The organism is Cupriavidus sp. 05L310, assembly GCF_056398185.1.
Genome location: NZ_JBFTOX010000038.1, coordinates 1 through 13,279, shown reverse-complemented (window position 1 = coordinate 13,279; position 13,279 = coordinate 1). Strand labels below are relative to the sequence as shown.

At 67.0% G+C, this 13,279-nt stretch carries 14 protein-coding genes; all 14 read right to left on the bottom strand.

The features are described 5' to 3' along the window. Positions 1-12: 12 nt before the first annotated feature. Positions 13-750, bottom strand: coding sequence for a dethiobiotin synthase (gene bioD / locus AC1DS6_RS25705; protein WP_477103452.1), 738 nt, complete (start codon positions 748-750; stop codon positions 13-15). Next, on the bottom strand, positions 747-1,964 hold the full coding sequence (bioF, locus tag AC1DS6_RS25700; RefSeq protein ID WP_441636643.1) for an 8-amino-7-oxononanoate synthase: 1,218 nt from the start codon (positions 1,962-1,964) through the stop codon (positions 747-749). Before bioF ends, bioD begins: the two co-directional genes overlap by 4 nt. After that, the gene (gene bioA / locus AC1DS6_RS25695; RefSeq protein ID WP_441636641.1) at positions 1,954-3,429 is read right to left on the bottom strand and encodes an adenosylmethionine--8-amino-7-oxononanoate transaminase; all 1,476 of its coding nucleotides are present in this window, start codon (positions 3,427-3,429) and stop codon (positions 1,954-1,956) included. The genes bioF and bioA overlap by 11 nt, the downstream gene beginning before the upstream one ends. Positions 3,430-3,729: 300 nt before the next feature. Further along, the gene (locus tag AC1DS6_RS25690; protein WP_441636647.1) at positions 3,730-4,599 is read right to left on the bottom strand and encodes a dienelactone hydrolase family protein; all 870 of its coding nucleotides are present in this window, start codon (positions 4,597-4,599) and stop codon (positions 3,730-3,732) included. A 44-nt stretch (positions 4,600-4,643) separates the two neighbouring features. Then, on the bottom strand, positions 4,644-5,336 hold the full coding sequence (locus AC1DS6_RS25685) for a glutathione S-transferase family protein (protein WP_441636639.1): 693 nt from the start codon (positions 5,334-5,336) through the stop codon (positions 4,644-4,646). Then, on the bottom strand, positions 5,333-5,752 hold the full coding sequence (locus AC1DS6_RS25680; protein ID WP_441636637.1) for a YchJ family metal-binding protein: 420 nt from the start codon (positions 5,750-5,752) through the stop codon (positions 5,333-5,335). The genes AC1DS6_RS25685 and AC1DS6_RS25680 overlap by 4 nt, the downstream gene beginning before the upstream one ends. Then, positions 5,749-6,438 (bottom strand): HAD family hydrolase, encoded by a 690-nt coding sequence (locus AC1DS6_RS25675; RefSeq protein ID WP_441636635.1) that lies wholly within the window; start codon positions 6,436-6,438, stop codon positions 5,749-5,751. The genes AC1DS6_RS25680 and AC1DS6_RS25675 overlap by 4 nt, the downstream gene beginning before the upstream one ends. Next, positions 6,435-7,118, bottom strand: coding sequence for a 2-hydroxychromene-2-carboxylate isomerase (locus AC1DS6_RS25670; RefSeq protein WP_441636633.1), 684 nt, complete (start codon positions 7,116-7,118; stop codon positions 6,435-6,437). Before AC1DS6_RS25670 ends, AC1DS6_RS25675 begins: the two co-directional genes overlap by 4 nt. Before the next feature lie 87 nt (positions 7,119-7,205). After that, complete coding sequence (locus tag AC1DS6_RS25665; RefSeq protein WP_441636631.1) at positions 7,206-8,336, bottom strand: acyl-CoA dehydrogenase family protein; 1,131 nt, start codon at positions 8,334-8,336, stop codon at positions 7,206-7,208. A 60-nt stretch (positions 8,337-8,396) separates the two neighbouring features. Continuing rightward, complete coding sequence (locus AC1DS6_RS25660; protein WP_045236239.1) at positions 8,397-9,077, bottom strand: SDR family oxidoreductase; 681 nt, start codon at positions 9,075-9,077, stop codon at positions 8,397-8,399. Positions 9,078-9,161: 84 nt separating this feature from the next. After that, entirely contained in the window at positions 9,162-10,358 is a 1,197-nt protein-coding gene (locus tag AC1DS6_RS25655) for an acetyl-CoA C-acetyltransferase (RefSeq protein WP_477103451.1), read from the bottom strand. A gap of 105 nt (positions 10,359-10,463) precedes the next feature. Beyond that, positions 10,464-11,135 carry a carbonate dehydratase gene (can, locus tag AC1DS6_RS25650; protein WP_441636627.1) on the bottom strand — a complete coding sequence of 224 codons (672 nt, stop codon included), beginning with the start codon at positions 11,133-11,135 and terminating at the stop codon, positions 10,464-10,466. Further along, positions 11,132-12,970, bottom strand: coding sequence for a bifunctional isocitrate dehydrogenase kinase/phosphatase (aceK, locus tag AC1DS6_RS25645; RefSeq protein WP_441636625.1), 1,839 nt, complete (start codon positions 12,968-12,970; stop codon positions 11,132-11,134). Before aceK ends, can begins: the two co-directional genes overlap by 4 nt. Positions 12,971-13,102: 132 nt before the next feature. After that, positions 13,103-13,279, bottom strand: a 177-nt coding sequence (locus tag AC1DS6_RS25640; RefSeq protein ID WP_477103459.1) for an acyl-CoA dehydrogenase family protein, incomplete at its 5' end; no start/stop codon positions are given.

The following is a 13,279-nucleotide window of genomic DNA, read 5'->3' as shown; positions in this document are numbered from 1 at the left end:
CAAGGCGCGCGTTCAGGCGGCGGCGACCGCGGACCGCGCATGGCAGGCGGCCAGCAGCGGCGCCAGCGCGAGCTGCCCGGCGGCATCGGCGGGCGCGGCCTGCCACGGCAGCGTGCCCAGGTGCGGGGCATCCAGCGCGGCACGCAGTGTGTCGATGTTCTCGTCGGCGAGATCCATGGCCGGGTCGATACGGTTGGCGATCCAGCCGGCCAGGTGCAGGCCGCGCGCGCGCACGGCTTCGGCGGTCAGCAGCGCATGGCTGATGCAGCCAAGGCGGATGCCCACCACCAGCAGCACCGGCAGGCCGAGCATTACGGCGAGGTCGGCGGTATCCCAGCCGCCCTCTTCCGGCGGCGCCCCGTCGAGCGGCACGCGAAAGCCGCCGACGCCTTCCACCACCACCGCATCGGCCTGCGCCCGCAGCGCGGCAAAGGCGGCACGGATCGGCTCGCGCGTGATGCGGGCGCCTTCGATGGCGGCGGCGAGGTGCGGCGATGCCGGCGTGCGCAACAGGAAGGGACAGGTCAGCGCCTGCGGCACGGCCAGCGCGCTGGCGGCACGCAGCTGCGCCACGTCGTCGTTATGCCAATGGTCGCCGCGCCACTCGCTGCCGCTCGCTACCGGCTTCATGCCAACCGCGCGGTAGCCGGCGGCGCGCAGCGCGTGCAGCAAGGTGGCGCTGGCGTGCGTCTTGCCGACGCCCGTGTCGGTGCCCGTGACAAAGCAGGCGATGGCGGCACGCTCGCTCATGACGCCTCCATGTGCGGCACCACGCTGCGCAGGCTGGCCAGCAGGCGATCCACATCGGCCAGGGTGTGCGAGGCCGATAGCGTGATGCGCAAGCGGGCCGTACCCACCGGCACGGTGGGCGGACGGATCGCGCCCACGCGGATACCGTCGGCCTCCAGCGCCGCGGACAACGCCAGTGCGGCTACGTTGTCGCCCACGATCACCGGCTGGATCGCCGTGGTGCTCTCACCCAGGCGCCAGCCCGCGGCGCGGGTCAGCTCGGCCAGCCCGCCCCGCAGCGTGCGGATCAGCGTACCGAGCTGCACGCGGCGTTGCCGCCCTTCATCCCCGGCGATCAGCGCCAGGCTGGCGGACAAGGCGTGCGCCACCGCCGGCGGCGCGGCCGTGGTGTAGATGTACTGCCGCGCGGTATTGACCAGGTGGTCGATGATGGTCTCGTGCGCGGCCACGAAGGCGCCCGCCACGCCGGCGGCCTTGCCCAGCGTGCCGATATAGATGAACCGCGGCGAAGTCAGGCCCAGGTGCTCGAGCACGCCGCGCCCTTGTTCGCCCAGCACGCCGAAGCCATGCGCATCGTCGACGATGATCCAGGCGTCGTGGCGCTCGGCCAGGGCCAGCAGCTCGGTCAGCGGGGCGAGATCGCCGTCCATGCTGAACACGCTGTCGGTAACGATCAGCTTGAGCGGGCTGCTGCTGGCGGTCAGCAACCCCTCCAGCCCGGCCACGTCACGATGGGCATAGCGGCGGACTTCGGCACGCGCGAGCCGGGCGCCGTCGATCAGCGAAGCATGGTTGAGTTCCTCGCAGAAGAGCGTGGCATCGGCGCTGCCCAGCGCGGTCAGCACCGCCATATTGGCCATGTAGCCGGTGCAGAAATACAGTGCGCGCGCGTGCGGGATATGCGGCGCGTACCACTCCGCCAGTTCGCTCTCGAGCCGGTGGTGCGCCAGCGAGTGGCCGCTCACCAGATGGGACGCCCCGCTGCCCGCGCCGAACTGGCGCGCGCCGTCCGCCATCGCCGCGATCAGCGCGGGATGGTTGGCCAGGCCCAGGTAGTCGTTGCTGCAAAAGGTGAGCAAGGAGTGCATTTCGTCGCCGCAGGCGTCGCTCACGGCCTGGTGCGGAGCGCAGGCGGAATACGCAGTGCGGCGGCGGCGCGTCAGCGCCTTTGCGTCACGCTCGGCGGCGGCGAGGGTCAGGTGCTCAAGCAACATGGCGAATCTCCCTGGTGGCGCCGGCATCGTTGCCGGCGCTTTCGTTCTTGTCGAGGCCGCCGGCCAGCACCGCGTCGAGCGTGGCCTGCAGGCGGCCGGCCAGCCAGTGCGCCATGTCGGCGTCGAACACATACGGCGGCATCACGTAGAGCGTGCGGCCGATCGGACGGATCAATACGCCGTGCGCGCGCGCGGCATGATGGAAACGCGCGGAGAATTCACCAGCATTCGCGGCATATTCCTCGCGCACGTCGGCGGCCCAGATCAGCCCGCGCTGGCGCACATGCTGCAGCCGCGCATCCGCTGCCAGTCCCGCCATGGCTTGCGTGAGCCACCGGGCGCGCTGGCGGTTTTGCGCGATCACGTCCTGCCGCGCGAACAGGTCCAGCGTGGCCAGCGCCGCGCGGCAGGCGAGCGGGTTGCCCGTGTAGGAATGCGAGTGCAGGAAACTGCGGGCGCGGTCCGGGTCCCCGGCGTCCGCAACGAAGGCCTGCTGGATCGCGCTGCGCGAGAGCACCAGCGAGAGCGGCAGGTAGCCGCCGCTGATGCCCTTGGACAGGCACAGGAAATCGGGCCAGAGGTGCGCCGGCAACGGCGCGCCCGGCGCATCGCCGGCGCCGCGCGCCTGCTCCCAGGCGAAGAAGGTGCCGGTACGGCCGCAGCCGACCGCGATCTCGTCGGCGATCAGGTGCACGCGGTAGCGGTCGCACAGCGCGCGCACGCCCTCCAGGTACAGCGGATCGTGCATCGCCATGCCGGCGGCGCATTGCACCAGCGGCTCGATGATAAGGGCCGCGATCTGTCCGCCGCGCGCGTGGAGCAGCGCCTCCAGCTCGTCCAGCGCGCGCTGCGCCACCTGCGCGGCGCTCTCGCCCGGCGCGGCCTGGCGCGCGTCGGGCGACATCACCACGTGCGAGCTCATCAGCATCGGATCGTAGGCATCACGGAAGATCGCCACGTCGGTCACCGCCAGCGCGCCCACGGTCTCGCCGTGGTAGCCATGGCGCAGGCAGATGAATTCGCGCTTGCCGCCCAGGCCCGTGTTGCGCCAGTAGTGGAAGCTCATCTTCAGCGCGATCTCGACAGCCGAGGCACCGTCGCTGGCATAGAACGCATGGCCGAGCGCGCCGCCGGTCAGGGCCGACAGCCGCTCCGCAAGCTCCACCGCGGGCGCATGCGTGCAGCCGGCCAGCATCACGTGCTCCAGCGTGTCGAGCTGCTCGCGCAGCGCGGCGTTGATCTCGGGATTGGCATGGCCGAACAGGTTGACCCACCAGGAGCTGGTGGCGTCGAAATAGCGCTGGCCGCCGGTGTCGTGCAGCCACGGGCCTTCGCCGCGGGCGATGGCCAGCGGCGGCTTGCCGGCATCGGGCCGCAGCGGCGTGCACGGATGCCAGACGGCGCGCAGGCTGCGCTCGCCGAGCGTGGCGGGCGCGGGGGATGCGGAATTGGACTGGTCTTCCAAGGAAACCCTCCTTTGTTGACCGCGCGGTGGCCTGCCCGGCCGGGCAGAGCCTGGCGTGGCGGCATTTGCGTGCGGGTTGGGGAGAGTCATGGTAGGGAGCTCCCCGGCCACTTGGCAAACAGGACCGGATTTACACGTTAGCAGCGCGTTAAACGAAAAAGCGGGGAGAAGGGCGTATCGTCGCCACATCTCCATGCCAGCATGCCCTTATCTCCACACCCTGCGCCGCCAGCGGGATTGCTTGTCGGGGTAAACCTTCCGCCGGCAGGAGCCTGTTGATGCTCCCGCTGATGCTCCGGCTTATGGCAGGGGATCGAAAGGAAGCCCGATTTCCTTGAAAAACCGCCCGACTTCCGGCAGCCAGATAGGCAAGCCGGCCCGGCTGCCGAACATGGCGTGCGAATCGCCCGCGAAGGTGCCGAAGTCCACCATGCGCGTGTTCGCGGCAGCGCCATGCGCCTGCGCCTTGTAGGCGCCGAACATCTTCTCTGGGAGCGGCTGCGGCCAGTAGCTGTCGTTATCGCCATACATCCACAGCGAGGGATAGCGCGCCTGCTTGCCGTAGTCGCCAAACGCATCGATCAGGTTGAACTCCCAGCGGCTGCACGATTCATCGCGCAGCCCGCCGGCAAAATTGACCAGGCCGAGCACGCCGGGGTACGCAAGGGTGCTGAATGCCATGGTGGTCAGCCCGCCGTGCGACTGGCCAATCACAACGATGCGCGACTTGTCGACATAAGGCTGCTTGACCATGTAGTCGAGCGTGGCAACCACATCCTCGGCCTGCACGAGGCCATTGCTTTCCACATTGCAGCCCGCGCCGATATAGGCACCGCCGGATCTGGAAAAGCCCTGGCGCATCGGCAGCGCCACTACATAGCCGCGCTTGACGAATTCAGCGCTCTGGGCGGAATAGCGTGCGCGCGGCTGGAATGCCGGCTTGCCCGACGCCTTGCCGTGATTGAGCACGATCAATGGAAAAGGGCCTTCGCCGGGCGGCTTGAAGATGGTGGTTTCGAGCTCCACCGAGAACAGCACCCCCGGCTTGGGGATCATTGCGACTTGCTCCGCCATCTTGCCAGCCGCCACGGGTGAAGACGCCGGCGCGGCGTCCTGCGCGAGCGCAGGCCCGCCCACCACAAGCGCCAGCGCCACGGCCAGCCCCGCTATCGATCTCACGATTGCCTGTGCCTCTCTTGTCCCGCGCCCACCGCTCAGCCGGCCCGTTTCGGCAGCGGATGGCCGGGCAGGAGCGCATAGGGATGCTGCCAGCCCGGCAGCGCGCGCAGCCGCTCGGTCCAGGCGTGGATATGCGGATATTCCTTGCGCCAGTGCACGCCGATCTCGTCGTCGAAGTAGACATAGCCGGCCAGCGAAAAATCGGCAATCGTGAGCCGCTCGCCGAGCACATGGGCGCGCCCGGACAAATGCGCGTTGAGCACGCTCCATGCGCCTTCGCAGCGCTGCCGGAGGAACTGCAGCACCGCCGGGTCCGGCGCCTTGGCAAAGGTGCGCAGGAAGCGGTAGGTCGCGGTATAGGAGCTGAACTTGTGGTTGTCGAACAGCAGCCAGCGCAGCACTTCGGTACGCTCGGCGTCATCGGCGGGGCCATAGATGCCAAGCCGCTGCGCCAGCACGTCGAGGATGGCGCCCGATTGCGACAGTCTACGGCCGTCGAACTCGAGCACCGGCGCCTCGCCCATCTCGTTGATGGCGCGGTACTCCGGGGTGTGCGTCTCGCCGTTGAAGTAATCTACGAAGCGCGGCGCCCACAGCTTGCGGCCACGCTGCACGCCGACCGTTTCCAGCAGCAGCGCCACCTTGTAGGTGTTGCCGGATTGCGCGAAGCCGTACAGCACGTAGTCGGCATCCGGTGTCGCACCAGCGGCAGTCTTCGGTTCCGTCATGGTTTCTCCCCCAGCATTTCACCATCCACATAAAGCCAGCGCGGCGCCTCGCTGGCGTCGCGCGGCTCGCGTACGAAGCGGCTGCGCTCGTGCAGCCGCCAGGCGCGCCCGCCCACCTTGTAGCGCGCCACGAATTCCACCTCGGCGTGCGTCTCGTCCTGCTGCGCATGCGCCTTGACGGCCAGCCCGAGCCAGCGCGTACCGGTATCTGGCGCGAGATCCGCCGGGCAGGTGGACGGATGCCAGGTATGGCGCAGCCAATCCACGTCGCCCAGCACATAGGCGCTATAGCGCGAACGCATCAGCTGCTCGGCGTTGCCCGGCAGCGCCTCGCCACGATGAAAGCGTCCGCAGCAGGTGGCATAGTCGCCGCCGCCACAGGGACAGCCGCCGGCGCCGGACGCCCGCGCCTTCATCCGATCAACCCCCGCAGCTCGCGCATATCGGTGAAAATGCTGCCAGCGCCGACCGCCAGCAGCGATTCGGCGGCATTGCGCGCGGCATAGCCGAGCACGGTCATGCCCGCGGCTACGCCGGCGGTAACGCCCGTCGGGCTATCCTCGATCACCACGCAGCGCGCGGGCTCCACGTTCATGGTGCGCGCCGCCAGCAGATACACGTCAGGCGCGGGCTTGCTGCGCTCGACCTCGGTGGACGAGAAAATGTGCTCGCGCTCGTCCTGCTGGAACAGCTCGACCAGGCCGGTGCGGGTCAGCTGCAGCTTGACCTTGATGCGGTCGGCGCCGGACGCCACGCAAACGGGCAGGCCGGCGGCGGCGATCGCGGCAACCGCCTCGCGAACGTACGGTACGGCTTGCACTTCCGCCTCCAGCACGGCATTGCGCCGCGCGAACCATTGCGACAGCCAGTTCTCGGGCAACGGCGCGCCGCGCCGGCGCTCGATGTTCTCAAGCTCCTCGCGCACCGCGCGGCCGAGGAACCATTTGGTGGATTCCTCGATCGAGATGCGGATGCCGAGTTCGTTGAGCATCTCGTTGAGCACGCGGTTGACGATGGGCTCGCTGTCGACGAGCACGCCGTCGCAGTCGAAAATCACGCAGTCGAAACGGGGATGGCGGATCGGCTTGATGCTGGGGTTCATGCGGGCTTCTTTTCCTTGCTGCTGTCTGTGTTGCCGAGTGTATGGCTGTCCGTGCTGCCCACCGCGCGCAGCGCCGTCGGGCGCTTGCTCTTGAGGTGCGCCTCGATCTGGTCGAAGCGGTCGAAGCCCCAGAACGGCTCGCCGTCGATGATCACGAACGGGGAGCCGAACACGCCCTTGGCCATGGCCACGTCGATCTCGGCCTTGAGCTGGTCCTTGATCTGGAAACTGCTGGCGCCAGCATCCATGGCATGCGCGTCGATGCCCAGCGGCTCGGCCAGCTTCACCAGTTCGGCCGGCTCGGCGATGTTGATGTCATCCACGAACAAGGCGCGATAGACCGCCTTGGCGAACGCGGTGGCGATATCGTCGCCGTGATGGTTCTGCAGCCACAGCATGGCACGCGCGGCCTGCGTGGTGGGCAGCGGGAAGTGCGTCGGGCGTTTGTACTCGATATCGTGGAAGCGCGCGGTGCGCTCGAAATCGCGCCACGCGTAGTCGCCCTTGAGCGGCACGTGCGGCAGCGGCGAGCAGCCGGTGGTCTTGAAGACCACGCCGAGCAGGATCGGATGCCATGCGACGATGCGTCCGTACTTCTGCGCCAGCTCGTCGATGCGCGTGCTGGCGAAATAGCCGTACGGCGAAGAAAAATCGAAGTAGAAATCGATGGCAGCAGTCATTGTCTGGGGGCTCCTGGCGTCTGGCCGTTGGGTTCGATACTTCGGTGCTGCATTGGTGAAATGGTTCCGCGATCCGCAGGCGAGGCGTCAGGCCAGCGCCCGCGCGATCAGTATCTTCTGGATATCGCTGGTGCCTTCGTAGATCTGGCAGACGCGCACATCGCGGTAGATGCGCTCGACCGGGAAGTCGCTGACATAACCATAGCCGCCGAAGACCTGGATGGCGGCCGAGCAGACTTCCTCCGCCATCTCGCTGGCGTACAGCTTGGCCATCGCGGCTTCCTTCAGGCAGGGCCGCCCCGCATCCTTGAGCGACGCGGCGTGCCACACCATCTGCCGCGCCACCTCGATCCTGGTCGCCATGTCGGCCAGGCGGAACTGCACCGCCTGGTGCGCGAACAGCGGCTGGCCGAAGCTCTCGCGTTCCTTCGCGTAAGCCAGGGCCGCCTCGAAGGCGGCGCGCGCCATGCCGATGCTTTGCGAGGCGATGCCGATGCGGCCGCCTTCCAGCCCGGACAGCGCCATCTTGTAGCCGGCGCCCTCCTCGCCCAGCATATTGGCGGCCGGCACGCGGCAATCCTCGAAGAGGATCTGCGCGGTATCGGACGAATGCTGGCCGAGTTTTTCCTCCAGCCGCGCCACGATGTAGCCGGGCGTGGTTGTCGGCACCAGGAAGGCGCTGATGCCACGCTTGCCGGCAGCCTTGTCGGTCACGGCGAGCACGATCGCCACATCGGCATTCTTGCCGCTGGTGATGAATTGCTTGACGCCATTGAGCACGTAGTCGTCGCCATCCTTCACCGCGCTGGTACGCAGCGCCGCGGCGTCCGAGCCCACGTGCGGCTCGGTCAGGCAGAAGGCGCCGAGCATCTCGCCGCGCGCCAGCGGCACCAGCCACTGCTGCTTCTGCGCCTCGCTGGCGAAGGCCATCAACATGCTGCACACCGGGCAGTTGTTGACGCTGATGACGGTGGAGGTGCCGCCATCGCCGGCGGCGATTTCCTCCAGGATCAGCGCGAGCGACAGATAGTCGAGCCCCGCCCCGCCGTATTGCTCGGGCACCGCCACGCCGTACGCGCCAAGCGCGGCCAGCTCGCGGTGCACCGCATGCGGGAAGGTCTTGTCGCGATCCCACGCGGCGGCGTGCGGCGCGATCTCCTGCTGCGCGAACTGGCGCACGGCGTCGCGGATCATTTCCTGTTCTGGCGTTAGCAGCATGTCAGCTCACCAAGGTTGTCGCCGCTGCGGGCGTGACGAAGGATGCATCGGCCATGGCACTCACCATGGGATCACGCTGCCATCGTAGTTGCGAAAGCCGCCGTTGTCCTGCCGGGTCGCGCCGGCGATCACCGCGCGCATGCCGGAGACGCTCTGCTGCGGCGTGAGGTCGGCTTCCTTGCCGCCCATCTCGGTCTGCACCCAGCCAGGATGGAAGGCCAGGCAGGTGGCATGGCGCGCATCGAGCGAGGCGGCCTTGAGCGCCGCGTTGGCGGCGGCCTTGCTGACCCGGTAGAGCCAGCTGCGGTTGCTGTCCATGGTGCCGATGCTGCCCATGCGCGAGGCCAGCACCGCCAGTACGCCGCCCTTGCCCGAACGTCCGGTCTCGACCAGCGGCAGCAGCAACGGCAGCGCCATCATCGGCCCCAGCACGTTGACATGCATCACCTTGTCGAAATCCTCGCGGGTCACGGGCTGCGCGCCTTCGGTACGCGGGCCGATCACGCCGGCGTTGTAGATCGCTACGTCGATGGACTCGCCGTCCAGCTTCCAGCCCAGCCCGGCGACCTGGCCCGCGTCGGTCAGGTCGGCGCGCAACGCCTCCGCGCCAAGCGCTTCGATGGCCTTGATGCCGTCGTCGCTGCGCGCGACGGCCAGTACCCGCCAGCCATCGGCTCGGTACTGGCGCACGAATTCGAGACCGATGCCACGCGAGGCACCAAGGATGAGAGCGGTTGGCAAGGCAGTACTCCTTTCTCTATGTTGTTTGCGGTGTGGCTGCCGCGCGATGGCGGCAGCCACTCTGTTGCGGGCGGTACCGCGGGTTCAGACGATCTCCAGCCCCACCGCGGTGGCTTCGCCGCCGCCGATGCACAGGCTGGCCACGCCGCGCTTGCCGCCGGTCTTGCGCAGCGCGCCGATCAGCGTGGCCATGATGCGCGCGCCCGAGGCGCCGATCGGGTGGCCAAGCGCGCAGGCGCCACCGTGGATGTTGACCTTGTCGCGCGGGATCTTGAGGTCGTGCATGGCGGCCATCGGCACCACGGCGAACGCTTCGTTGATCTCGAACAGGTCGACGCTGTCCGTGGTCCAGTCGAGCTTGCGGTAGAGCTTGTTGATGGCTTCCACCGGCGCGGTGGTAAACCAGCCGGGTGCCTGCGCATGCGTGGTGTGACCCAGCAAGCGGGCCAGCGGCACCAGGCCGAGGCGCTTGGCGGTGGATTCGCGCATCATCACCAGCGCGGCGGCACCGTCGTTGATCGACGAGGACGATGCGGCGGTGATGGTGCCGTCCTTCGCAAAGGCCGGCTTGAGCGAGGGGATCTTGTCGACCTTGATGCGACGCGGGCCTTCATCCGTATCGATGACAGTGTCGCCACCGCGGCCAGGCACCGTCACCGGCGCGATCTCCCAGCGGAAATCGCCGCGCTCGGTCGCCTGCTGTGCGCGCCGCACGCTCTCCATGGCGAACGCATCCTGCGCCTCGCGGGTGAAGTTGTACTTGGACGCGCAGTCCTCGCCAAAGGTGCCCATGGAGCGGCCGCCGCCTTTCTCGTCCTTGATATAGGCGTCTTCCAGGCCGTCCAGCATCATGTGGTCGAAAATCATGCCGTGGCCGATGCGGTAGCCGCCGCGGCCCTTGGGCACCAAGTATGGCGCATTCGTCATGCTTTCCATGCCGCCGGCGATGGCGATCTCGAACGAGCCCGCGATCAGTGCGTCGTGCACGGTCATGGCGGCACGCATGCCGGAGCCGCACATCTTGTTGACGGTGGTGCAACCCACGCCCAGCGGCAGACCTGCCCCCAGCGCTGCCTGCCGCGCAGGCGCCTGGCCCTGCCCGGCGGGCAGCACGCAGCCGAACACCACTTCCTCGATCTGCTCCGGCTTGAGGCCGGCGCGCTCCACCGCGGCGCGGATGGCGGCGGCGCCCAGTTGCGGGGCGGTCAGGGCGGAGAACTCGCCCTGGAAGGCCGCCATCGGGGTGCGGGCGGCGGATACGATGACAACGGGATCATGCATGGGGTGTCTCCAATGATTAGGGGCGCGGGTTGGCGCGATACGTGGCGGCGATTGTTGGCTCTTCCTGAATCTCTCTTTGCTTGCCGATGCGTGCGAGGCCGGCGCTTAGCGGATCGACGCCTGCGGCGGATCGCCGAACTGGCGGTAGGCCGCTTCGAGCTGCTCGTGCAGTTCCTCATTGCTGCTGGCAGCCATGCCGAGGTCGCGCAGCAGGCCGTCGGACACGCCGTAGACCCAGCCGTGCACGGTGACTGGCTGGCCACGGTCCCAGGCATCCTGCAGCACGGTGGTCTGGCACACGTTGTTGACCTGCTCGATCACATTGAGCTCGCACAGCCGCGTGTGCGCGTCTTCCTCGCGGGTGATGGTGCCGAGGTAGGCGCCGTGCTTGTCGGCAACGTCGCGCACGTGGCGCAGCCAGTTGTCTGCCAGCCCGACGCGCTGGCGCTTGAGCGCGACCTTGACGCCGCTGCACCCATAGTGGCCCACCACCGTGATGTGGCGCACCTTGAGCAACTCCACGGCAAACTGGATCACGGAGAGCGCGTTGAGATCGCTGTGCGCGATGACATTGGCGATATTGCGATGGACAAACACTTCGCCCGGCGCGAGCCCCAGGATCTGGTTGGCCGGAACGCGTGAATCGGAGCAGCCGATCCACAAGTACTCGGGTGCCTGCTGGTTTGCCAGGTTCATGAAGAAACCCGGATCCTCCGCGTTCACGCGGTCGACCCACTCCCGATTGTTGCGGAACAGCTGGGCGATGGCGTCACTCATGCGACTCTCCTTGCCGGTTCTGGCTGGTCGCCGGATTTAGCCCGGGTTGAGGCTGCGGCGGCATAGCGATTGACAAAGCGTTCTGAAACGTCATAGGCATAAAAATCGTGAATTTGTCCGGCCAGCAGCCGGTCCTTGTGCCCCTGCCACATGGCAGGATCGAAGAAATCTTTGTGGTGGCGCAGGAAGGCGGCGCGCACGCGCGGGTCGCCCAGCAGGAAACTGCGGTAGGTCTCGGGGAAGATATCGTGCCGGCCCACGCTGTACCAGACCTCGCCCGACATCTCCTCCTCTTCGTTGCGCGGCTGCGGCACGTGGCGGACATTGGTGTCCGTCATGTACTCGATCTCGTCATAGTCGTAGAACACCACGCGGCCGTGGCGCGTGACGCCGAAATTCTTGTAGAGCATGTCGCCGGGGAAGATATTGGCGGCGATCAGTTCCTTGATGGCGTTGCCGTACTCCACGATGCCGTGCTCGACCTGCGCATCGGAGCCCTCCTGCAGCCAGATATTGAGCGGCGTCATGCGGCGCTCGATGTAGACGTGCCGCACGACGATTTCCTCGCCGCCGTCCTTGCCGCGCTGGTACTCGATCATCGACGGCGCGTGCAGTTCCAGCTCGCGCACCAGCGCGTCGTCGAAGCGCGACAGCGGAAATGCCACGTCGGAATACTCCAGCGTATCGGCCATGCGGCCCACGCGGTCGTGCTGCTTGACCAGCTGGTACTTCGACTTGATCAGCTCGCGCGTGGTCTCCTTTGGCGCCGGATAGTAGTCCTTGATCACCTTGAACACGTAGGGATACGATGGCAGCGTGAACACCAGCATGACCAGGCCCTTGATGCCCGGCGCGCTGATGAACTTGTCGGACGAATGCTGCAGGTGATGCAGGAAGTCCCGGTAGAACAGGTTCTTGCCCTGCTTCTGCAAACCCAGCGAGGTGTAGATCTCCGCGCGCGGCTTGCGCGGCATGACGTCGCGCAGGAAGGTCACGTACGCCGACGGGATCTCCATGTCCACCATGAAGTAGGAATGCGTGAAGGAGAACAGGATCAGCAGCTGCACCTTCTTCAGCAGCACCGTGTCGAGCGACAGCTTGCCGTCGGGCGTGTGCACGATGGGAATCGCCAGCGGGAAGGTGCGGTCGGCGTTCAGGATGCGGCCGATGATGAAGGCCGACTTGTTGCGGAAGAACAGCGACGACAGCACATGGATCTGGAAATTCGGCGCAATGCGGAAGTCGCCGAAATACTCGGTGACGGCGCGCACCACGTAGCCGATATCGCGCGTGAGATCGGCAAATGGACGCTCGATCTGGTAGTTGTGGACGATGCGCTCGAAGCACGCCGCCATGCCCGCGCGGCTGCCCGGATAGTAGGCACGGAAGGTCGGCCTGGTGGGAGACTCCTCGTTCTCGATGTACTCGGTCGAGATGGCCGGGCGCACGAAGATGAAATCGTTGTTGAAGTACGAACGGTGCAGGATGCGCGTGCACACCGAGTTGAAGAAGGTCTCGGCCAGTTCCGGCTGGTGATGGTTGGTCAGCAGCCCGATGTAGTGCAGCTTGATCTGCTGCCAGATTTCGTCCTCGATGTTCTCGGCGTCGTACTCGTCTTCCAGGATCACGCTGGTTTCGCGCACCCGCTCGTTGTAGAAGGCGATGCGGTCGCGTTGCAGTTGCTGCAGGCCTTGCCAGTCGGCCGCCTCGAACTTCACCTTGGCCTGGTGGCTGACCTCGCGGAACAGCCGGTAATGCTTGTCGAACCCGTCCAGCATGGTGCGGGCCACGTCATAGGCAATCTGCGAGGACAGCAGCTTTGGGAAGTGGGACATGACGCAGGCCGATGACGATTGGGGGTTCCGGAGATTGTAAATTGGTTCGGCGGCAGGGCGAGTGCTCTTTCGGTCAATCCGGCATGGCCGGCGCGGCGCCAGACCGGGCGCCATCGCCATGCAGCGCCGGCATCACATGGTTTGCGAGAACAACTCCCTTCCGATCAGCATGCGCCGGATTTCCGACGTGCCCGCGCCGATCTCGTACAGCTTGGCGTCGCGCCACAGCCGGCCGACCGGGTATTCGTTGATATAGCCGTTGCCGCCCAGGATCTGCACCGACTCGCCGGCCATCCAGGTGGCCTTCTC

Bases quoted from the DNA above. Each gene is read 5' to 3' on its own strand.
- bioD (WP_477103452.1), bottom strand. From the start codon at position 750: ATGAGCGAGCGTGCCGCCATCGCCTGCTTTGTCACGGGCACCGACACG.
- bioF (WP_441636643.1), bottom strand. From the start codon at position 1,964: ATGTTGCTTGAGCACCTGACCCTCGCCGCCGCCGAGCGTGACGCAAAG.
- AC1DS6_RS25685 (WP_441636639.1), bottom strand. From the start codon at position 5,336: ATGACGGAACCGAAGACTGCCGCTGGTGCGACACCGGATGCCGACTAC.
- AC1DS6_RS25680 (WP_441636637.1), bottom strand. From the start codon at position 5,752: ATGAAGGCGCGGGCGTCCGGCGCCGGCGGCTGTCCCTGTGGCGGCGGC.
- AC1DS6_RS25675 (WP_441636635.1), bottom strand. From the start codon at position 6,438: ATGAACCCCAGCATCAAGCCGATCCGCCATCCCCGTTTCGACTGCGTG.
- AC1DS6_RS25670 (WP_441636633.1), bottom strand. From the start codon at position 7,118: ATGACTGCTGCCATCGATTTCTACTTCGATTTTTCTTCGCCGTACGGC.
- AC1DS6_RS25665 (WP_441636631.1), bottom strand. From the start codon at position 8,336: ATGCTGCTAACGCCAGAACAGGAAATGATCCGCGACGCCGTGCGCCAG.
- AC1DS6_RS25655 (WP_477103451.1), bottom strand. From the start codon at position 10,358: ATGCATGATCCCGTTGTCATCGTATCCGCCGCCCGCACCCCGATGGCG.
- can (WP_441636627.1), bottom strand. From the start codon at position 11,135: ATGAGTGACGCCATCGCCCAGCTGTTCCGCAACAATCGGGAGTGGGTC.
- aceK (WP_441636625.1), bottom strand. From the start codon at position 12,970: ATGTCCCACTTCCCAAAGCTGCTGTCCTCGCAGATTGCCTATGACGTG.